Annotated in this window: 21 protein-coding genes; 14 read left to right on the forward strand and 7 right to left on the reverse strand. The window is 54.6% G+C overall.

Going from position 1 to position 20,139, the window contains the following annotated elements; genetic code table 11:
- Positions 1-3 precede the first annotated feature (3 nt).
- The 3 genes from KIH26_RS02180 (at position 4) to KIH26_RS02190 (ending at position 2,610) form a co-directional block, all read left to right on the forward strand.
- Entirely contained in the window at positions 4-486 is a 483-nt protein-coding gene (locus KIH26_RS02180) for a thermonuclease family protein (protein WP_213441985.1), read from the forward strand.
- Between the two features lie 120 nt (positions 487-606).
- Positions 607-1,566 carry a UDP-2,3-diacylglucosamine diphosphatase gene (locus KIH26_RS02185; protein WP_213441987.1) on the forward strand — a complete coding sequence of 320 codons (960 nt, stop codon included), beginning with the start codon at positions 607-609 and terminating at the stop codon, positions 1,564-1,566.
- A 3-nt stretch (positions 1,567-1,569) separates the two neighbouring features.
- Complete coding sequence (locus KIH26_RS02190; protein ID WP_213441989.1) at positions 1,570-2,610, forward strand: glycosyltransferase family 4 protein; 1,041 nt, start codon at positions 1,570-1,572, stop codon at positions 2,608-2,610.
- A gap of 9 nt (positions 2,611-2,619) precedes the next feature.
- Here the strand turns inward: KIH26_RS02190 and KIH26_RS02195 are convergent, their stop codons facing one another.
- From KIH26_RS02195 to KIH26_RS02205, 3 genes are all read right to left on the reverse strand, one after another.
- Positions 2,620-3,603: a quinone oxidoreductase family protein gene (locus tag KIH26_RS02195; RefSeq protein ID WP_213441991.1), complete on the reverse strand. Its 984-nt coding sequence runs from the start codon at positions 3,601-3,603 to the stop codon at positions 2,620-2,622.
- Between the two features lie 34 nt (positions 3,604-3,637).
- The gene (locus tag KIH26_RS02200) at positions 3,638-4,537 is read right to left on the reverse strand and encodes a DMT family transporter (protein ID WP_213441993.1); all 900 of its coding nucleotides are present in this window, start codon (positions 4,535-4,537) and stop codon (positions 3,638-3,640) included.
- 79 nt (positions 4,538-4,616) lie between these two features.
- Positions 4,617-6,227, reverse strand: coding sequence for a gamma-glutamyltransferase family protein (locus KIH26_RS02205; protein ID WP_213441995.1), 1,611 nt, complete (start codon positions 6,225-6,227; stop codon positions 4,617-4,619).
- 212 nt (positions 6,228-6,439) lie between these two features.
- Between KIH26_RS02205 and KIH26_RS02210 the strand changes: the two genes are divergently transcribed.
- A complete protein-coding gene (locus KIH26_RS02210) occupies positions 6,440-7,174 on the forward strand; it encodes a helix-turn-helix domain-containing protein (RefSeq protein ID WP_213441997.1) in 735 nt (244 codons plus the stop codon).
- Between the two features lie 150 nt (positions 7,175-7,324).
- On the opposite strand, the gene orn is transcribed toward KIH26_RS02210, so the two are convergent.
- Positions 7,325-7,885, reverse strand: coding sequence for an oligoribonuclease (gene orn, locus KIH26_RS02215; RefSeq protein WP_213441999.1), 561 nt, complete (start codon positions 7,883-7,885; stop codon positions 7,325-7,327).
- Between the two features lie 53 nt (positions 7,886-7,938).
- Here orn and KIH26_RS02220 point away from each other — a divergent pair, with 53 nt between their 5' ends.
- From KIH26_RS02220 to rsgA, 3 genes are read left to right on the forward strand one after another with little or no spacing between them, the layout of a single operon-like run.
- Positions 7,939-9,201, forward strand: coding sequence for a M48 family metallopeptidase (locus tag KIH26_RS02220; protein ID WP_213442001.1), 1,263 nt, complete (start codon positions 7,939-7,941; stop codon positions 9,199-9,201).
- Position 9,202: 1 nt separating this feature from the next.
- The gene (locus tag KIH26_RS02225) at positions 9,203-9,541 is read left to right on the forward strand and encodes a 4a-hydroxytetrahydrobiopterin dehydratase (RefSeq protein WP_213442003.1); all 339 of its coding nucleotides are present in this window, start codon (positions 9,203-9,205) and stop codon (positions 9,539-9,541) included.
- Positions 9,502-10,491 (forward strand): ribosome small subunit-dependent GTPase A, encoded by a 990-nt coding sequence (gene rsgA / locus KIH26_RS02230; RefSeq protein ID WP_213442005.1) that lies wholly within the window; start codon positions 9,502-9,504, stop codon positions 10,489-10,491. The genes KIH26_RS02225 and rsgA overlap by 40 nt, the downstream gene beginning before the upstream one ends.
- 1 nt (position 10,492) lies before the next feature.
- Here the strand turns inward: rsgA and KIH26_RS02235 are convergent, their stop codons facing one another.
- Positions 10,493-11,437: a cobalamin biosynthesis protein gene (locus tag KIH26_RS02235; protein ID WP_213442007.1), complete on the reverse strand. Its 945-nt coding sequence runs from the start codon at positions 11,435-11,437 to the stop codon at positions 10,493-10,495.
- A 23-nt stretch (positions 11,438-11,460) separates the two neighbouring features.
- Positions 11,461-12,048 carry an Lrp/AsnC family transcriptional regulator gene (locus KIH26_RS02240; protein ID WP_213442009.1) on the reverse strand — a complete coding sequence of 196 codons (588 nt, stop codon included), beginning with the start codon at positions 12,046-12,048 and terminating at the stop codon, positions 11,461-11,463.
- Positions 12,049-12,169: 121 nt separating this feature from the next.
- Between KIH26_RS02240 and KIH26_RS02245 the strand changes: the two genes are divergently transcribed.
- From KIH26_RS02245 to KIH26_RS02275, 7 genes are all read left to right on the forward strand, one after another.
- A complete protein-coding gene (locus tag KIH26_RS02245; protein ID WP_213442011.1) occupies positions 12,170-13,336 on the forward strand; it encodes a pyridoxal phosphate-dependent aminotransferase in 1,167 nt (388 codons plus the stop codon).
- Positions 13,337-13,394: 58 nt separating this feature from the next.
- Positions 13,395-14,132, forward strand: coding sequence for an AzlC family ABC transporter permease (locus KIH26_RS02250; protein WP_213442013.1), 738 nt, complete (start codon positions 13,395-13,397; stop codon positions 14,130-14,132).
- Positions 14,129-14,467, forward strand: a complete 339-nt coding sequence (locus KIH26_RS02255; protein WP_213442015.1) for an AzlD domain-containing protein — start codon at positions 14,129-14,131, stop codon at positions 14,465-14,467. The genes KIH26_RS02250 and KIH26_RS02255 overlap by 4 nt, the downstream gene beginning before the upstream one ends.
- 208 nt (positions 14,468-14,675) lie before the next feature.
- Positions 14,676-15,239 carry an alkyl hydroperoxide reductase subunit C gene (ahpC, locus tag KIH26_RS02260; protein ID WP_213442017.1) on the forward strand — a complete coding sequence of 188 codons (564 nt, stop codon included), beginning with the start codon at positions 14,676-14,678 and terminating at the stop codon, positions 15,237-15,239.
- A 182-nt stretch (positions 15,240-15,421) separates the two neighbouring features.
- The gene (gene ahpF / locus KIH26_RS02265) at positions 15,422-17,035 is read left to right on the forward strand and encodes an alkyl hydroperoxide reductase subunit F (RefSeq protein ID WP_213442019.1); all 1,614 of its coding nucleotides are present in this window, start codon (positions 15,422-15,424) and stop codon (positions 17,033-17,035) included.
- A gap of 48 nt (positions 17,036-17,083) precedes the next feature.
- The gene (aroE, locus tag KIH26_RS02270; RefSeq protein ID WP_213442021.1) at positions 17,084-17,929 is read left to right on the forward strand and encodes a shikimate dehydrogenase; all 846 of its coding nucleotides are present in this window, start codon (positions 17,084-17,086) and stop codon (positions 17,927-17,929) included.
- 143 nt (positions 17,930-18,072) lie between these two features.
- Positions 18,073-19,236: an ABC transporter substrate-binding protein gene (locus KIH26_RS02275; protein ID WP_213442023.1), complete on the forward strand. Its 1,164-nt coding sequence runs from the start codon at positions 18,073-18,075 to the stop codon at positions 19,234-19,236.
- Positions 19,237-19,264: 28 nt separating this feature from the next.
- Here the strand turns inward: KIH26_RS02275 and KIH26_RS02280 are convergent, their stop codons facing one another.
- Positions 19,265-20,107 (reverse strand): IclR family transcriptional regulator domain-containing protein, encoded by an 843-nt coding sequence (locus KIH26_RS02280; protein WP_213442025.1) that lies wholly within the window; start codon positions 20,105-20,107, stop codon positions 19,265-19,267.
- Positions 20,108-20,139: the final 32 nt, after the last annotated feature.

Raw genomic sequence — 20,139 nt, forward strand, 5'->3', positions numbered from 1 at the left:
GCAATGAAAATTGTCTTGATCAGTTTATTACTGTGCTTCACGCATACGGCTGCAATATCCAAAACGCTGCAAGGTGTCGTGACACATGTGAGCGATGGCGATACGCTGTGGATCAAAGTCGATCCTGCAGCCAAGCCTATCAAAGTGCGTTTGCAAGGCATGGATGCGCCCGAGATTTGCCAAGCTTGGGGCACGCAAGCGCGCGATGCACTCAGAGCGAAGATTTTGAAACAAAGCGTGAGTCTCAGCACTCGCGCGAAAGACGATTACAAGCGCGTACTGGGCCGAGTGCAATTCAAAGCTGAGGATGTGGGGGCGTGGCTTGTCAAAAACGGTCATGCTTGGAGCGATCACCATCGGCGTCATCTGCGGCCGTATGCCAACGAAGAAGCTGCCGCTAGGAAGGCGCGACTGGGCTTGTGGGCGCAAGCAGGCGCACAGGAGCCGCGTCAGTTTCGCAAGCTGCATGGCTCTTGTCACAAATGAAATTGATGCGTTTTAGCGCTTTCGCCGTATAGGTTCAGCGCTCTAATTTATATAGCGTTGACACTGAAATGTCATAGAGTTGAGATGGCGCTGTCATAAATAAGCGCTAACTTCTTATGCATGAATACTAATGTGTGGAGAGCGCCCATCATCAGCCGCCAAAGCTTGGCGGATGCTGCTTCATTGCCCACTCCAGAGGTGGCAAATTGGGTCAGAGCCGTGCCCCCAAGCCCAGTGGATGAAGAGGAGGGAGAGGGCGGCAAGACGCATTACCGCACCGTCTTCATCTCAGATATTCATTTGGGCACGGCAGGTTGCCAAGCGCATGCGCTGCTTGATTTTCTGCGCGTGACGCGCTGTGATTATTTGTACTTGGTGGGCGACATTGTGGATGGCTGGCAGCTTCGCAGGCGTTGGTTTTGGCCACAGGCGCACAACGATGTGGTGCAAAAAGTGCTTCGCGCTGCGCGTAAGGGCACAAAGGTGATTTTTGTTCCAGGCAATCATGATGAGTTTGCGCGGCGCTACGAAGGCCATGAGTTTGGCGGCATGATCGTGATGAACGAATGCATTCACATCACGGCGGATGGCCGAAAGCTCTGGGTCACGCATGGCGACTTGTTTGATGGCGTCATTCAGTGTGCGAAATGGCTGGCTTATTTGGGCGATCAAGCCTATGAATTCACGCTGCGCCTGAATCGCAGCTTCAATATTTTGCGGGCACGGCTGGGCTTGCCTTATTGGTCGCTCTCGCAATATCTCAAACACAAAGTCAAGCGCGCGGTGAGCTATGTGTCGGATTTTGAGACGGCGGTGGCGCATGAGGCCAAGCGACGCGGGCTCGATGGCGTGGTCTGCGGGCATATCCATCGTGCTGAGATGCGTGAGATCGAAGGCGTGCTGTATTGCAACGATGGCGATTGGGTGGAAAGCCTGACAGCATTGGTGGAGCATGCTGATGGCACTCTTGAGTTGATTGATTGGTCAACAAAATCGGGTGATGCGTATGCCATGACGAAACGCTTAAAAGCGAAACAGGTTTCAGAACAACCAACGACGACAGTCACTGTGGGGATTTAAACCATGCGTATTGCGATCATTACCGATGCTTGGAAACCTCAGGTCAATGGCGTGGTGACCATTTTGGTGGAGCTGGTCGATCAGCTCAAAGCATTGGGGCACGAGGTGCTGGTGATTCAGCCTGATCTGTTTGACACACGGCCCTGTCCGGGCTACCCGGAGATAGCATTGGCGCGTGGCATCGAACCGCGCCTCTCACGCCAGCTGCAAGCCTTTGCGCCACAAGCCATCCATGTAGCCACCGAAGGCCCGTTGGGCAGCAAAGCGCGCAAATTTTGCATCAAACGCAAACTGCCTTTCACCACAGCATTTCACACACGCTTTCCTGAAATTTTGCATGCCGCTTTGAGAGTGCCCCTGGCCTGGGGCTACTGGTGGTTTCGCCGCTTTCATGCCCGTGCACAGCGCGTGATGGTGCCCGCACCTGCGACATTGCGCATGCTGCAAGCGCGTGGCTTTGAGAATGTGGTGCAATGGACGCATGGCGTGGACGGGCAAGTGTTTGCTCCCGGCGCACGCAATGCGCTCGATCATTTGAATTTGCCCAAGCCGATCCATTTGTTTGTTGGGCGTGTCTCTTACGAGAAAAATATTGAAGCGTTTTTGAATCTGGATTTACCCGGTAGCAAGGTGGTGTGTGGTGTGGGGCCGCTGGCGACGAGACTGAAAACGCAATTTCCAGATGTGACTTGGCTGGGTATCTTGCCGCGTAAAGAGTTGGCAGGTGTTTATCGCGCTGCAGATGTGTTTGTCTTCCCCAGCAAATCAGACACCTTTGGACTCACGATGCTGGAGGCCATGGCCTGCGGCACACCTGTGGCGGCCTACCCGGTAGAGGGGCCGATCGATGTGATCTCAGATTCGCCAGCAGGCGTGATGCATGACGATCTGGCGCAAGCGGTGCAAGCGGCGCTGCGCATTGATCGCTTCTATCCGCCACAACGTGCTGCGCATTTTGATAATACGACGGTGACGCAAGAATTCTTGCAAATGCTAGCGCCCATCGCTTCGCCTGCATTGAAGCCGCAGCTGGCGCTGGGCTAATTTCACGCATTAAAGTGTGAGGATGGTGCAACCTGTCGTTTTGCGGGCTTCCAAATCACGATGCGCTTGCTGCACATCTTCGAGCTTATAGCGCTGATCAATTTTGATTTTCACTGCGCCGCTTTGCACCACGGCAAACAAATCATCGGCCATTGCCTGTGTGCTCTCGCGGGTGGCGATGTGGGTGAAGAGGGTTTGGCGCGTCACGTAGATTGAGCCTTTCGCGCCGAGCATGCCGGGCGCAAACGGAGGCACCACGCCTGAGGCATTGCCGAAGCTGGCCATCAGACCAAAGGGGGAGAGGCAATCGAGCGATTTATCCCACGTATCTTTACCCACGGAGTCGTACACCACCTTCACGCCTTTGCCGCTCGTGATCTCTTTCACGCGTGCCGCGAAATCTTCATTGGAGTAATTAATCACATGTGCGGCGCCATGGGCTTTGGCTAAGGCACATTTTTCGTCAGACCCAGCTGTGCCAATCAGCTGATAGCCCAAAGCCTTTGCCCATTGGCAAGCAATCAAGCCTACGCCGCCAGCGGCTGCGTGAAAGAGCACAAAATCGCCAGCTTTCAAGCCTTCCACAGGCAAGGTTTTGCGCAACAGGTATTGCGCCGTGAGCCCTTTGAGCATCATGGCCGCACCTGTTTCAAACGAAATCGCATCAGGCAGTTTGCACACACACTTCGCAGGCATCACACGCACTTCGCAATACGCGCCTGGGGGCTGGCTGGCATACGCTGCGCGGTCACCGACCTTCAGATGCGTCACGCCCGCACCCACAGCTTCCACCACACCAGCTGCTTCCATACCGAGCTGTAATGGCAAAGGCAGGGCATACACGCCGCTGCGCTGATACACGTCGATGAAGTTGAGGCCAATGGCGTGGTGGCGAATCCGAATCTCGCCCGCGCCTGGTTCGCCCACATTCACGTCAACGAGCTTCATTTGCTCAGGGCCGCCGGTTTGTTCGATGATGATGGCTTTGGTCATGTTTTGTCTCCAGAGAATTCAAGTTTAAAACGCTTCAAGAAGCTTTGCTGCGGCTGACCCAATACACCCCCAGAAGCACGAGCACCGTGCCGCCGATGATCCAAAGATTGAGTGATTCGCCCAGAAAAATCACGCCCATGCCAATTGTGCTCATCGGGCCGATCATGCCGGTTTGCGCGGCGAGGCTTGCGCCAATGCGCTCAATGGCCATCATCACCAGCACCACAGGCACGGCGGTGCAGAGCGTGGCATTCAAGATGGAGAGCCAAATCACTTCTGGTGCAACCATTGCAGCAGACATCGGCATCAGCAAGGCGAACTGCGCAATGCAAAACAAGCAAGCCACACTGGTGGCAAGGCCAACTAAACGCAGCGAACCCAGGCGCTTGACCATTTCCCCGCTGTAGACCAAGTAAATCGCATACGACACGGCGCTGGCAAACACCAAGGATGTACCCAACAGCACATTCTTGCCCTCAAAGCTTACTTCGTGGCCAAACACCAGCAGCACACCGCCATAGCTCAGCGCCATGGCAATCGCTTGTGTGCGCGTGATTTTCTTTTTGAAGAGCAGCGCCCCGAGGATCAAAACGATGGTGGGGTTGAGGTACAAAATCAGCCGCTCCAAAGAGGCAGTGATGTATTGCAAGCCTAGAAAATCTAAAAAGCTCGCCAAGTAATAGCCACAAAACCCGAGGCCCATCACACCCAGCCAATCTTTGCGAGTTAATGGCGCTTTGCCGCGCGATGCCCACCAGGCCATGGCCAAAAAGAAGGGCAATGCAAACAGCATGCGATACATGATGAGCGTGACCGCATCTACGCCATAGCGATAGGCTAATTTGACGATGATGGCTTTGCCGCTGAAGGCAATCGAGCCCACCACGGCCATGGCAAGGCCTGTGAGCTGAGCACGGCGAGCAAGTGTCGTCATAAGTGATTTACTATCAATACAATAGCACTTTGCGCAGATTCTACGCCGGCGATATGCCGATTTGGCTTATAAAAAGACATTAAAAGCCTACAGCCTGCCCGTCGCGCCGCGCATCGCTCGCTGCCACATAGCCTTGGCTCTTCGGATCACCCGCGCGCCAGATGAATTGGCCTGCACCAAAGTCTTGGTAGGAATCGTTGATCACTTCTGTTTTGTGGCCACGGTCGATCAAGCCTTGCACAGTTTGCGCATTCATCGCCGCTTCCACATTGATCTCCACGCCTTGATTGAAGCGCCAGCGCGGTGCATCACAAGCAGCCTGTGGATTCTGGCCGTAATCGAGCATGCGTACAAGAGTCTGCATATGGCCTTGAGGCTGCATGTTCGCGCCCATCACGCCATAGCTCATCACTGGCTGGCCATTCTTGGTGAGGAAGGCGGGGATGATGGTGTGGAAAGGGCGCTTGCCGGGCGCGACCACGTTGGGCGAAGCCGGATCAAGCGAGAAGGCATGGCCACGGTTTTGCAAGCTCACGCCGAATGTGGGCTCCACGCAGCCTGAGCCAAAGCCCATGTAGTTGCTCTGAATGAAGCTCACCATCATGCCGTTTTCATCAGCTGCGGTGAGATAAATCGTGCCGCCTTTGGCGATGTTGCCTGCTTGGAAGTCTTGGGCTTTGTCCATACGGATCAGCTTAGCGCGACTGGCGAGATACGCATCGGAGAGCATCTGCTCTGGCGTGACACTCATGGAAGAGGGCTCGGCGACGAACTTGTACACATCGGCAAAGGCCAGCTTCATCGCCTCGATTTGCAGATGCTGCGAATCTACGCCATCGACCTTGTGACTAGCGATATCAAAATGATTCAAGATGCCTAAGGCGATGAGCGCGGCAATGCCTTGGCCATTGGGTCCGATTTCATGCAGCTCATGATCACGGTATTTCTTAGAAATGGGCTTCACCCACTCTGGCTTGTAGGCCGCGAAATCAGCAGCGGTGATGCTACCGCCATTGGCGTTTGAAAATTTCTCGATGGCTGCTGCAATCTCACCGCCATACATTGCCGCGCCTTTGCTCTCAGCGATTTTGCGCAAACCATGCGCCGCCGCTTTGAACTGAAACAGCTCGCCCACATTCGGCGCACGCCCCCATGGCAGAAAGCCTTGCGCGAAGCCGGGAAGGCTCTGCAATTCAGGTGTGGCTGCAGCCCATTTTTGCTGAACCACAGGTGGCAGCAAATAGCCTCGCTCTGCAATTTCAATGGCTGGCTCCAACAAATCAGCGAAAGCAAGCTTGCCAAATTTCTCACTCATGGCCACCCAGCTCGCCACTGCGCCGGGCACAGTCACGGTATCCATCCCACGCTTGGGTAAGTTCAGGGATTCGCCGTATTTGCGTTTGAAATACTCTGGCGTCCAAGTCTGTGGCGCGCGACCAGAGGCATTGAGCCCATGCAGTTCTTTGCCGTCCCACAAAATACAAAACGCGTCAGAGCCAAGGCCATTGCTCACAGGCTCGCAAATCGTGATGGCCGCTGCTGCAGCAATCGCCGCATCGACTGCATTGCCACCCTTGAGCATCATGCGCAGGCCTGCTTGCGCGGCAAGCGGATGCGAGGTGCTCACCACATTGCGGGCGAAAACGGGAATGCGGGTGGTGGTGTAGGGGTTGGAAAAATCGAAATTCATCGGGAGGCTCTGAATAAGTTTTCGGGAAAAAGCTGGTTTGATTTCGGGATGAGATGCTAGGCCAATAACGCAGCTTTAGCGGTGCTAAAGCGAGTATTTTCAACGAATCAGACTGCCCGAAAGCTGGTCTGATTTGTCCGAACAACTTGTTCAGAGCCTGCCTGTCATTATCAAGCTGAATAGAATGCACTTACAACATAACAGGCATCACCATGGCAGATACCACCCTTCTCATCGATGTGATCAAGCAAGAGCTGAAAAGCCGCAACAAGACCTATGCGGACATGGCCGAGGCACTTGAGATGAGCGAATCCAGCATCAAGCGCATGTTCAGCAAGAAGGAAATGCCGCTCTCGCGCATTGATGATGTGTGCCGTTACCTAGGCACTGATTTCGCCGATCTCTCCCGCAAAGTGGCCGAGAGCACGCCGCTGATGACCGAGCTCACCTACGAGCAAGAAGCCGCCGTGGTGAAGGATCCTTTGCTGATGCTGGCTGCGATTTGCGTGCTCTCGTATTGGGAATACGAGCAGATTGTGCAAACCTATCAAATGACTGAGGCGCAATGTACAGCCAGACTGCTGGCGCTAGACAAGCTGGGCGTGATTGAGCTCAAGCCCATGAACCGCTATCGCTTGAAGGTAGCCAAGACTTTCAGATGGCGCAGCGATGGCCCGATCCGCAGCTACTTCACGCAGCACATCGTGGGCGAATATTTCGCAGGCCGCTTTGACCGCGAGGGCGAGACCCTAATGATGGTGCATGGCAACATCAATCGCGCAGTGGCCCCGAATTTTGTAGAGCGCATCAACCGCTTAGGCCAAGACTTCGCGGCGCAGCATCTGGCGGATAAGAAGATGGATGAGAAGCATCGCGACGGCTTCACGATGATTGTGGGATTTAGACGCTGGGAGTTCTCGGCGTTTACGGGTCTTCGAAGGAAGTAGCCATCTAGAGATCGTTTTGAACGCAAAAGACGCAAAAGTTACGCAGAAGGCGCAAAAAAGAAACAGCCAAGTTGTGGTTTCTATTCTGCGAATTTTGCGTAGTTTTTGCGTCTTCTGCGTTCTGCTCTTCGAGAACCCAATGTGCAGCCTTCAAAGCTTCAGGAAATGCTCCCGATAGTGAATCAGCTCGTCAATCGATTCATGCACATCGGCCAGCGCCGTATGCCTTTGCTTTTTCTTGAAGCTTTTGTAGGCTTCCGGCTTCCAGCGTTTGGCCAGCTCTTTCAAAGTGCTCACATCCAAATTGCGGTAGTGGAAAAAGGCTTCTAGCTTGGGCATGTAGCGCACGAGGAAGCGCCGGTCTTGGCCGATGGTGTTGCCGCACATGGGGGCTTTGCCTGCGCCGACGTAGGTTTTGAGAAAGTCGATCAAGGGCTGCTCGGCTTGTTTGGCCGTGGTTTTGCTCGCACGCACGCGCTCGATCAAACCGCTGTTGGTGTGGGTGGAGACATTCCATTTGTCCATCTTCTTGAGCGCAGCTTCGCTGACTTTCAAAGCAAACACCGGGCCTTCAACGCGGATCGACAGGTCTGGGCTGGTCACAACGACCGCGATTTCGATCAGGCGGTTTTCTTTCGGATCAAGGCCTGTCATCTCGCAATCGAGCCAGACAAGGTTGTGTTCGGATTTCTTGAGGGTGGTAGATGTCATAGCTTGATTTTCGCTGAAAGCCAAGGCAATTCCCAAAAGCCTAAAATCTAGGCATGTCTGCTCCTATTTTCACTGCTCTTTTTGCCGCCGCTCTTGTTGTCGGCCTTTTGCTCAAACTCTGGCTGGCTTCGCGTCAGATTCGTCATGTGGCGCTCAATCGCTCTGTCGTGCCCGCTGCCTTTGCTGAGCGCATCACCTTAGCAGCGCATCAAAAAGCGGCTGATTACACCATTGCGAAATCTCGCCTAGGTATTTTGGAGCTGGCCTTCGGTGCGGCTGTGTTACTGGCTTGGACGCTGTTGGGCGGTCTAGATGTGCTCAACCAATTTTTACTGGCGTGGCTTGGCCCTGGCTTGACTCAGCAACTTGCATTGCTGGCCAGCTTCGTGGTGATCGGTGGCATCATCGATTTACCCTTTTCCTTGTATGGCACGTTCGTGCTCGAAGAAAAATTTGGCTTCAACAAAATGACGTTCAAGCTGTGGTTGCTTGACGCGATCAAAGGAGCCTTCGTTGGTGCCTTGATCGGCCTGCCGATTGCTGCACTGATCCTCTGGCTCATGGGTGCAGCAGGTGACTTATGGTGGCTCTGGGCTTGGTGTGTGTGGATGGGCTTCAATGTTTTGTTGATGTTGATTTACCCGACCTTTATCGCGCCTCTGTTCAACAAATTCGAGCCTTTGCAGGACGAGACTCTCAAGGAACGCGTTACTGCGTTGATGAACCGCTGTGGCTTCACCGCCAAAGGCTTGTTTGTGATGGACGGCAGCAAGCGCAGCGCGCATGCGAATGCGTATTTCACGGGATTTGGCGCGAGTAAGCGAGTTGTCTTTTTTGATACTTTGCTGAAAAGCCTCACACCCGGCGAAGTGGATGCTGTGCTTGCGCATGAGCTGGGGCATTTCAAGCACAAGCACATCATCAAGCGTATCGTGAGCATGTTTGCGATGAGCTTGGCAGGCTTTGCATTGCTAGGCTTCTTGAGCAACCAGCTTTGGTTTTACCTCGGCCTCGGCGTGCGCCCGATCACGGCAGATGTGCAAGGCGTGAATTCTGCTTTGGCGCTGTTGCTCTTCATGATGGCGATTCCTGTGTTCACCGTGTTCATCTCTCCACTCATGGCGCAGCTCTCGCGCAAGCATGAGTTTGAAGCGGATGCTTATGCCGTGAGTCAAACGAAAGCGCAAGATTTGAAAAATGCGCTGCTCAAGCTTTATGAAGACAATGCATCGACGCTCACCCCCGATCCGCTGTATGTGAAGTTTTACTACTCGCATCCGCCTGCATCGGAGCGCTTGGCGCGAATGGGGGCTTGAGATGAGTGATTTAAAGAAAAAAGACTGGTCCACCGGCGCAAGACGTGCGCTGAGTGCTACTGAAATTGTAGCGAAGCTGGTAGAACTGCCCGGCTGGATACTCGATGGAGACGGGGCGCAAGTCGCGATTCAAAAAACCTTCCGCTTTACCAATTATCTGGAAACCATGAGCTTCGTGAATGCCGTGGCTTTTGTTGCTGAGCGGCACGATCATCATCCTGATATGAGCGTGCATTACAACCGCTGCATTGTGCGTTTCAACACGCATGATGTGAACGGCATCTCCATCACTGATATCGAATGCGCCACCGAGGTGGATGCTTTGATCAAAGTACGTTGAAAGCAGCGCAAGACCTCGAACTCGGCTTGGTGATTGCCAGCTTTGGTCGGCATTGTTTGGTGGAATCACCCGATGGCCGCCGCACGATCTGCCACCCGCGTGGCAAAAAATCACAGGCTGTGGTGGGCGATAAAGTCCAATGGCTGGCAAGCGAAGATGAAGGCACGATCGAGCGCGTGGATGAACGGCGCAATTTGCTCTATCGCCAAGATGAAATCCGCAGCAAGATGTTTGCTGCCAACCTCGATCAAGCCCTGATTTTGATCGCGGCTGAACCAGAATTTTCAGAAAGCCAACTCACTCGTGCGCTGATTGCCTGCGAGGCTGCAAAAATTTCGCCGATCATCGCGCTCAACAAGAGTGATCTGCAAGAGTCTTTCGAGCGCGCATGGGAGCGCCTCGCGGCGTATCGCCACATGCATTACGGCGTGTTGCCGCTTTCGCTGCGTTTGTCTAGCGATGCGGATCAGGCGGCATTGATGAAACGTCTGCAAGGCAAGACCACACTCGTGCTGGGCCCCAGTGGTGTCGGCAAAAGCACCTTGGTGAATTTGCTGGCGCCTCAGGCTCGAGAGATGCAGGGCGAGCTGGTGAAGACGCAAGAAATCTCGCAGGCTCTCAATTCGGGCAAACACACCACGACTTCGACGACTTTGTATTGGTTGGATGAAGCCAGACAAACTGCTTTGATCGATAGCCCTGGCTTCCAAGAATTCGGTCTGCACCACATCGAGCCGACTCAGCTTGCGAGCTTGATGCCCGATCTGGCGCAGCATTTGGGGCAGTGCAAGTTCTACAACTGCACGCATCTGCACGAACCCGGCTGCGGTGTGCGCGAGCATGTGATTTCTGAGGATAAATCAGCCTCCAGCCGGCAAGAAATCAGCGCAAGGCGCTATCAACTTTATAGTGATTTATTTGCGCAATTGAGCGCGCCGCCCAACTACTGATTCAGCCGAGCAAGCGTGCCAACGTGAGCAGTGCAATCAACAGCAGCCAAAGCACGACCGCGCGCCACACCAGCCCCACGATGCTGCGCAGATGCTCAGGCAGCGCTGTATCGCCCAGACCCAAAGAGGCGGCCATGGCCATTTGAATCACGCCGTCGTTGTCCGAGGGGGGGCGGTTACGCCAAGCTTCCACCACCTCTTCAAAATTGCCCACGACTGCAAAAGCCATGGCTGTGGCGCGCGCAGGCACGTAATCCATCACATGCCAAGCCGTTTGTGCGGCTTGTTGGCTTGATGGGCTGCTCAAGCCTTTGGCGATTGTGCTGCGTGGCTTCGGCTCCAAGCTGTGATAGACCGATCCATAGAGCTCATCTTGGTTATCGGTATGAAAGTAGCGCGAGACAAACTCTGCCATGCGATAGAGCACTGCGCCTGCTGGCCCAAGCCCTAAAGCCGCGAGCACGGCATACCACAGCAGCACGGCAAATACATGCCGATGCGCTGCAATCACGGCATGCTCCATCAGTTGCCGGGTGAGTTGATCGGGTGAAATCTGGCTGACATCGACTTGCTTCCAAGCGGCCAGCAATTGCGCTGCTTGCGCCGTATTGCCTTCATCAAGGGCTTGGCGGATGGCTGAGAAATGGTGGCTGAACTGCCGAAACCCCAAAGTGCAATAGAGCACCGCCACACTCCAAGCAAAGGCCAGCACCGCACCCACCCAGCCACCACCGAGCAGCAAGAGCGCATACACGCCCCAAGCCAGCAGCGCTGGCAGCAGGACCGCGCAGCTCCATAGCAGCCAGCCGTGATGCACGCGCCCTGCATCCAAACTGCGGGCGCAGGAGCGCACCCAAGAAAAAGCCGAGCGATGCACCGCACTTTCCAGCGGCATAGGACGCACCTGCTCGATCAGCAAAGCAAAAAGAATGGCGAAAAAGCTCATGTCAACAATGATAGCGCGTTGCTCTATTTGCTGTAAGACAGATGTGCAAGCGGTAGTTCACGCGAAGCTTTGACTTCGCCGAGCGAAAAACTCGTGTGCAAATCTTTCACATGCGGGAGGTTAATCAAGGTCTCCATCGCAAAGCGTGAATAGGATTCCAGATCGGTTGCGAGCACGGTGATCTCGAATGAACCTTCACCGGAGATGTGATGTACATCCATCACTTCTGGCAGCTTCACCAAGGCTTGGCGCAGCTCTCGCGTGACTGCGCCGGTGTTCACATCCGCATACAGGCGCACGAAGGCGATCACACCGAGGCCGAGTTTATGACGGTTCAATTGCGCGTGATACCCGCTGATGTAGCCTTCTTGCTCCAAGCGCTTGACGCGCCGCCAACACGGGGCGGGTGAGAGGCCGATGCGCTCGGAGAGCTCGGCATTGGTCAAGCGCCCATCGCTTTGCAGCTCGCGCAGGATGCGGATGTCAAACCTGTCTAGGCCAGAGAGCACTTCTTCCACTTCTGCGGTGCTTGGCGCAGGCTCAGGGGTTTTGAGCTGCAGGGGTTGCTTTTTGGGCAGAGTGGGTGGGGTGATTTTTCGTTTTGTAGCCATTGCGTGACTCGGATGCATGAAGAACGATTGTTGCTGATATTAGATGAATCGAGCACTAAAAAGCAATAGTTAAGCGCATTGCCGCAAGGATGAATTCAATTTTTCAGATGACAATGGATGCATGCGATCCATCATCCAATCCTTAGAAGAATCCAAAATCCGCGAAGTGGCCAATGCGGGCTTGGGCCGTGAGGGCGTTTTGCCTTTCTGGTTTGGCGAGAGTGATGAAGTCACGCCGGAATTTATTCGACAAGCCGCGATGCAATCCTTGCAAGAGGGCGAAACCTTTTATTCTCATAACCTCGGATTGCCTGCTTTGCGCGAAGCTGTGGCGCAGTATGCGAGCAAGTTGCATCAGCCGATTGCAGCAGAACGAATTGGTATCACCGCAGGCGGCGTGAACGCGTTGATGTTGGCCTGCCAAACTTTGCTGGATGCAGGAGATGAAGTGGTGGCCGTGACGCCCGTGTGGCCGAATCTCACGGCTCAGCCGCTGATCATGGGCGCGCAGGTGAAATGCATCAGCCTCGCGCCTGATGCACATGGCGCTTGGCAGCTTGATCTGCGAAAGCTGTTGAGTGCAGTGACAGCGAAGACGAAGCTCTTGATTTTGAACGCTCCCAATAATCCCACGGGTTGGACGCTCACGCGCTCTGAACAAGAAACCATCCTCGCGCATTGCCGAAAAACGGGCACTTGGATCTTGGCCGATGAAGTGTATGAGCGCTTGTATTACAGCGGCGATACGGCCAACGGCTGCGCGCCGAGCTTTTTAGACATCGCCACACCGGAAGATCGCGTGATCGCCGTCGGCTCCATGAGCAAAAGCTTTCTCATGACAGGCTGGCGCGTGGGTTGGCTCATCATGCCTACGGGTATGAGCGCGCAGGTGGGCAAGCTGATTGAATTCAACACCTCATGCAGCCCCGTGTTCATACAAAAAGCGGCGGCTTTGGCTTTGCAACGTACTAACGAAGTGACCCCGCGCATCGTGGCGCATCTTCACCAATGCCGCGACAAGCTGGTGAAGCTTTTGCAAGAAACGCCAGGTGTGAAAGTGGCTGCTGCGCCCGGTGGCATGTATGCTTTTTTCCAAATCGATGGGCATACCGATGCTTTGCAAACCGCCAAGCGCCTCGTGCTCGAAGCAGGCTTAGGTCTGGCGCCAGGCAATGCATTCGCGCCGCAAGGCGAGGGCTGGTTGCGCTGGTGTTTTGCATCGAAAGACCTCTCGCGCTTGGATGAAGGTGCGCAGCGCTTACGCACTTGGTTATTGCATAAAAAATGAATGATTTAGGCAGTTTGCCGGCATAGAATCTGCGCAGAGTGCTATTAAAATAATAGTAATGAAATTCCTTCAAGACGATGCCCGCCCTGCCTTCATGGATGGCGTGCGCGAGACGTTGATCATCGTGCCATCGTATTTGCCCTTCGCCTTGGTCTGCGGCGTGGCGGCAGTGAATGCGGGGCTCTCTCTGCCCGCTGCGCTGGCTTTGCCGGGCTTGGTGTATGGCGGTAGCTCGCAGGCTGTGCTCACGCAGTTTTTGCAAAGTGCCTCATCACTGTGGGTGGCGGTGCTCTCGGGGCTGGTGGTGAACCTGCGCATGGCGGTGTATAGCGCGGCGATGGCGCCACGCCTGCGGCATTTGAGCCTACCGCGCCGCATGCTGGGCGCGGCTTTCTTGGTAGACAACGCTTTTGCCTTCATGCAGCAGAGGCAACAAGACAAGCCACACGAGAGCAATGACCACTTGCTGGCCTACTACGCTGGGCTCACCTGTGTGCTCTGGCCCGCATGGATGGTGTTTTGTGTGCTCGGCTCCCTTTTGGGCAGCGTGATCCCCGCGAGTTGGCAGTTGGATTTTGCGATTCCTCTGGCTTTTATCGCCACGCTTTCCACCACCGTGCGTAGCATGCCGCTTTTGGCAGCGGCTGTGGCGGGCGCGGTCGCGAGTGTGGTGTTGTTTGCCTTGCCATTGAAACTTGGTCTGATTGCGGCTTGCCTGCTGGGTTTGCTCGCGGGATTGATCGTGGAGTGGCTCATGCCTGCCTCCAAGATCACAACCGAGGAGCCCAAGCCATGAGCGTTTTAGAAAGCTGGGGCGTCGTGCTCGCTTTGGGTTTGGGCACTTTCCTCATTCGTTATTCCTTCATCGGCCTGTTTGCCAACCATGATATGCCCGAATGGCTCTCGCATGGGCTCAAACTCATCGTGCCGGCCATCTTTGCGGCGATTGTGGCCAGTGGCGTGGCCATTTCAAATGGCCAATTCGGCGGCTGGGCACTTTGGCCAAAATACGGCGCAGCCGCCATCGCGCTGGCCTTCGCTTTGCGATTCAAAGGCAATATCTTGGTGACCGTGATCACTGGCATGCTGGCCTTGCATATTCTCTTGGCTGTCCAGCGCTGGATGGCCTGATAGGGTTTTAGCTATCGGCGTCTTCGCTAGAAGCAATCGCCCTGCGCGCACAGGGCCCATAGATTACATTTATGATACATGTATTGCCGATTGATGCGATGCATGATGACCTTGAAAGTGCAGTAGCAAACCTCAGTTGGTGATAAGGGTATACCCTCTACCCGACAATCAATTCTCATTTCGATTTTTCTTTCAACCTGGAGCATACATGTCCCTTATTAACACGCAAGTCGCACCGTTCAAGACCACCGCTTTCCACAACGGTAAGTGGGTCGACGTGACTGAAAAGACTTTCACAGGCAAATGGTCTGTGCTGATTTTCATGCCAGCGGCTTTCACGTTCAACTGCCCCACCGAGATCGAAGACGCGGCAGACAACTATGCTGAGTTCCAAAAAATGGGTGCTGAGGTTTACATCATCACCACCGACACGCATTTCTCTCACAAAGTGTGGCACGAGACATCTCCTGCTGTGGGCAAAGCCAAATTCCCCTTGGTTGGCGACCCAACGCACCAACTCACCCGCGCTTTCGGCGTGCACATTGACGAAGAAGGCCTGGCACTGCGCGGCACCTTCATCGTGGATCCATCCGGCAAGATCAAAACGCTGGAAATCCATTCCAACGAAATCGCCCGTGATGTGAAAGAAACCGTGCGCAAGCTCAAAGCTGCTCAATACACGGCTGCTCACCCCGGTGAAGTTTGCCCCGCCAAGTGGAACGATGGTGCCAAAACACTCAAGCCATCCTTGGAGTTGGTTGGCAAGATCTGATCAAGATCTTTAGCCACCACCAGACTCTGATCGCGAGCACTTTTTTATACCGCAGCCAAGCCGCTGCGGCGCAAAATTCCTGTTTGCCATGGAGTCTGGTTTTTTATCGTCTTTTTTAAGCCTTTTGGGCATTTCTCCGGCATACAGACTGCGCGAAGTGCTATATATTTAGGAGTATCGCCATGTTAGACCAAGACCTTCAAGACCAACTCGCCGCGTATTTGGAGCGCGTGAAAGAGCCGTTTGAACTCGTGGCAACACTGGGCGATGACGCAGGCTCGCAAGAGATGCGCGAGCTCTTGGAAACGGTAGCCAAACTCTGCGACAAGATCACTTTGCGCACTGATGGCAATGACGCGCGCACGCCTTCTTTTGCCTTGCAACGCAAGAGTGGCGCGCCGATGAAGCTGCGCTTTGCAGCCATCCCTCTCGGCCATGAATTCACCTCGCTCGTGCTCGCGTTGCTTTGGACAGGCGGTCATCCACCCAAGGTGGAAGAAGACACGATCACGCAGATCAAAGCGCTGCAGTTTGATCAACCCCAGAAATTCGATGTGTTCATGAGCCTCTCATGCCACAACTGCCCAGACGTCGTGCAAGCTTTGTCACTCATGGCAATCAACAACCCAGCGTTTGATGTGACCATCATCGACGGTGGCTTGAACCAAAAAGAAGTGGAAGACAAAGGCATCATGGCCGTGCCCGCTGTACATCTGCAAGGTGAGATGTTCCATTCAGGCCGCGCATCCCTGGAAGAGCTGGTCGCTAAGCTCGATACGGGCGCAGCAAAGCGCGAAGCCGCCAAGCTCTCTGCCCGCGCTCCTTATGAAGTGCTCATCCTCGGTGGTGGCCCCGCAGGCGCGGCGGCAGCCGTGTACGCCGCGCGCAAAGGCATCCGCACGGGCCTGCTGGCTGAGCGTTTTGGCGGCCAGGTCAACGACACCATGGCGATTGAAAACTACATCGGCGTGCCCGAGACGGATGGGCCCAAATACGCTGCTGCACTCGAGCAGCATGTGAAAACCTACGACGTAGATTTCATGAACGGCCATCGCGCTGCGAGCGTGATCCCCGCTCACGAGGAGGGTGGGTACATCACCCTCAAAACCGATGCCGGTGGCACTTTGCAGACCCGCAGCCTCATCATCGCCACCGGCGCACGCTGGAGAAACATCAATGTGCCGGGCGAGCAGGAATACAAAAACAAAGGCGTGGCTTATTGCCCGCATTGCGATGGCCCGCTCTTCAAAGGCAAAGATGTGGCTGTGATCGGCGGCGGCAATTCTGGTGTCGAAGCGGCGATTGATTTGGCGGGTCTGGTCAAGCATGTCACCGTGTTTGAATTCATGCCCGAGATGAAGGCTGATGCGGTGCTCATCCACAAGCTCAAGAGCTTGCCGAATGTGACGATCCACACGAATTCACAGACGCTGGAAATCACGGGTGCGGATGGCAAGGTCAACGGCCTGAAATACAAAGACCGTGCGACGAACGAAGAGCACACCGTGCCGCTGGAAGGCGTGTTCATCCAAATCGGCCTCGTGCCTAACACTGAATTTTTGGGCACCACGATTGAGCGCACCAAGTTTGGCGAGATCATGGTGGATGCGAAGAATCACACCAATGTGGCCGGTATCTTCGGAGCCGGTGACTGCACCACGGTGCCTTACAAGCAAATCGTGATTGCTGCCAGTGAGGGCGCAAAAGCAGCGCTGAGCGCGTTTGACCATCTGATTCGCACTCCAGCGCCAGCAGCTCAAGCCACCGAGCGTGAGCAAGAAGCCGTCGCAGCCTGAGCGGAATGTGTGTCGTTTAGAGGCGTATTTCGCCTCTAAACTATGCCTATGAATCCCTCTTCCGCTGTAGATCGCTATGCCGTGATCGGCAACCCCATCGTTCAATCCAAATCACCCATCATTCATGGCCTGTTTGCAGCGGCGACTGACCAGCAGATGGAATACACCAAGGTCGAAGGACGGATCGGCGATTTCGCAAAACAATTGGACGAGCTGCGCGCAGTTGGCATGCGCGGCATGAATGTGACCGCGCCATTCAAGCTGGAAGCTTTTGCCTATGCCACACATCTTTCAGAGTCTGCAAAATTAGCAGGCGCTGTGAATGCGCTCAAGTTTGAGGGCGCTGAAGTCCACGCACAGAATTTTGACGGCATTGGGCTGGTCAACGACATTGAGCGAAATCACAAAACGCCCATGAAAGGCAAACGCGTTTTGCTGCTCGGCGCTGGTGGCGCAGTGCGCGGGGCCTTATTGCCTTTTGCACGTTGCGAGCCGGCTTTGCTCGTGGTGGCGAATCGCACGGTTGCCAAGGCGCAAGAATTGGTGGATATGCTGCGCACGCAATCGGCTGCGAATGTGCAAGCCAGCAGCTATGAAGATTTGCGAGAGCCGTTTGATGTGATTGTTAACGGCACATCAGCCAGCCTCTTTGGTGATGCACCTGCTGTGCCGCATGCTGCGTTTTCTGTCGATGGCCTGGCTTACGAAATGGCTTATGGCAAAGGTGCCACACCCTTTTTGCTGCTTGCCCAAGCGGCCGGTGCTCGCCGCATGGTCGATGGTGTGGGCATGCTGGTAGAGCAGGCAGCGCTGGCATTTGAGTGGTGGCGCGGCGTGCGCCCAAGTACCGTTCAGGCGATCCATCAACTCACGGTTCCCATTGATTTTTCCTGATGGTCAGCTCAAGGGTGATGGTCGAGGCGAAGAGCCACGGCTTGGGTTGACAGGGCGCGATAGGTGAAAAACCTCACTCTGCGAGGGGGTGTATTAATGTACGATCTGGTACGTTTTTACCTTCCAACCTTTGGAGTTTTGCCATGCAACGCCGTTCCACTTTCAAAATTGCTATCACTTCCATAGCTGCTTGCGCAGCATTGGTAAGCGCAAACACTGCTTTTTCTCAAAATACCCTCAAGCTAGCTGCAATCGTGGAGCTCTCTGGTGGCGGCGCAACTGCGGGCACCAACTTTAAAAACGGCGTCGAGCTGGCTGTGAAAGAAATCAATGCAGCTGGCGGCATCATGGGCAAGAAGCTGGAGCTGTCGATCAATGACACCACCACCAATCCCGGCGTGGCGCTCGCTTTAACAAAGAAAGCGATTGACAACGATGTATTCGCCATATTTGGCCCTGTGTTTTCCGGCTCCATCATCGTGAGCATGAAAGAAAGCCAAAAAGCAGAAGTGCCCAACTGGACAGGCGGCGAAGCAGCGGGCATCACGATGCAAGGCAATCCCTACATCTTCCGTACCAGCTTCACGCAAGCCACGGCGATGCCAAAAATCGGCCGTTATATCAGCGATCAAGCCAAGGTGAAAAATCTCTCGATCATTTATGTGAACAACGACTTCGGCAAGGGTGGCTTGGACATGATCAAGAAAACACTGGCCGGTGGTTCCACCAAGATCGTTGACGAAATTTCTACCGACGCTGGCCAAGTAGATTTTTCTGCCGCGGTGCTCAAAGCAAAAAATAGCGGCTCGGATGCTTTGTTTGCCTATGTGAATGAAGACGAATCTGCCCGCCTCTTGCGCGAGCTGCGCAAACAAGGCTTTAACAAGCCTGTGATTGGTGAGACCACACTCACCGGCCAAAAAGTGATTGAGCTCGCAGGTGACGCCGCAACTGGTGCGATTGCACACGTTGGCCTCACGATTGATGCGCCCAGCCCTGAGATGTTGAAGTTCAAGGCCAAGTTTTACCAAGACTACAAATACCTGCCGGATCATAACGGTCCTAAAGGCTACATCGGCGTGTACACCATGAAAGCCGCGATTGAGAAAGCTGGCAAGTTGGATCGCAAGGCAGTGGCCGCTGCGATGAAGGGCTTGGAGCTGGATGTGAAGAAACATCCCGGCGTGTTGATGAGCGGCCGCTTTGATGACAAAGGCGATGTGGATCGCGAGAGCTATTTGGTGCAGGTCAAGAATGGCCGCCAAGAGGTTATTTCTGTGTTGCCTCCTTTGTCGGCCAAGAAGTGATCAGTGATTCTTCGGTGGCGAGTGCAGCTCAAACGAGATTGCGCATGCCACTGGCCGCTTCTTGCATCACACCCAGCACGCGTGCACTGGCCTGATCTGCCGCTTCGTTGCCTATGTACATCGTCACACTCAAAGCAGCGATCACATCGCCTTTGATGTCGCGCACAGGTACGGCTACGCCACGAAAGTGCAGCTCCAGTTGCTGCTCCGAAATGGCCCAGTCCTGCAATCGGCTGTTGAGCAGATGCTTGCGTAGCTTAGCCTTGTCGGTGATGCTATGAGCTGTCAAGGTTTTCAATTTGATTTTCGCAAGCCAGGCGTCCAAAGCTTGCGGCGCGCGCAGGGCCAAGAGCAGCGTTCCTGCAGCCGTGACATGAGCGGGAACGAGCATACCCAGCATGTAGCCAATGTTTTGCGGGCGCAGGCTAGCTGCACTGCTACCTTGGCGTGCGATGTACACCACCGAGTCGCCCTCCATGACTGAGAGGAATGCATTCTCTCCCGTGCCTTGCGCTATCCGCTGCAAAAAGGGTTGTGCAACACGCACCAAGCGCGATGAGGCGAGATACGCCTGCGAAAACTGCAAAACACGTGGCGTGAGCCAGAAGAGCTTGCCGTCCGTGGCCAGATATCCCAAATGTGCCAAGGTCAGCAAATATCGCCGCACAGCCGTGCGCGTCATGCCAGTGAGATCTGCCATTTCGCTGGCGCTGACGCGCGAATGTTCTTCATCAAAGCATCGCAGTAACTCCAACCCTTTCTCTAGCCCGGCGATCCAGTCTCTCCGAAGCAATGGCAGCTGCGTCGTTTGCGCCTCGTTGACAGTGAGAGTTGCTTCTTCGGAGCTGGAAAGAGGTGTTTTCTTAGCCATAAATAATTGCTATGACTGGTAGCTTGATATGC

Source organism: Variovorax sp. PCZ-1 (assembly GCF_018413605.1).
In the GTDB taxonomy this organism is placed as follows: domain Bacteria; phylum Pseudomonadota; class Gammaproteobacteria; order Burkholderiales; family Burkholderiaceae_C; genus JANMDU01.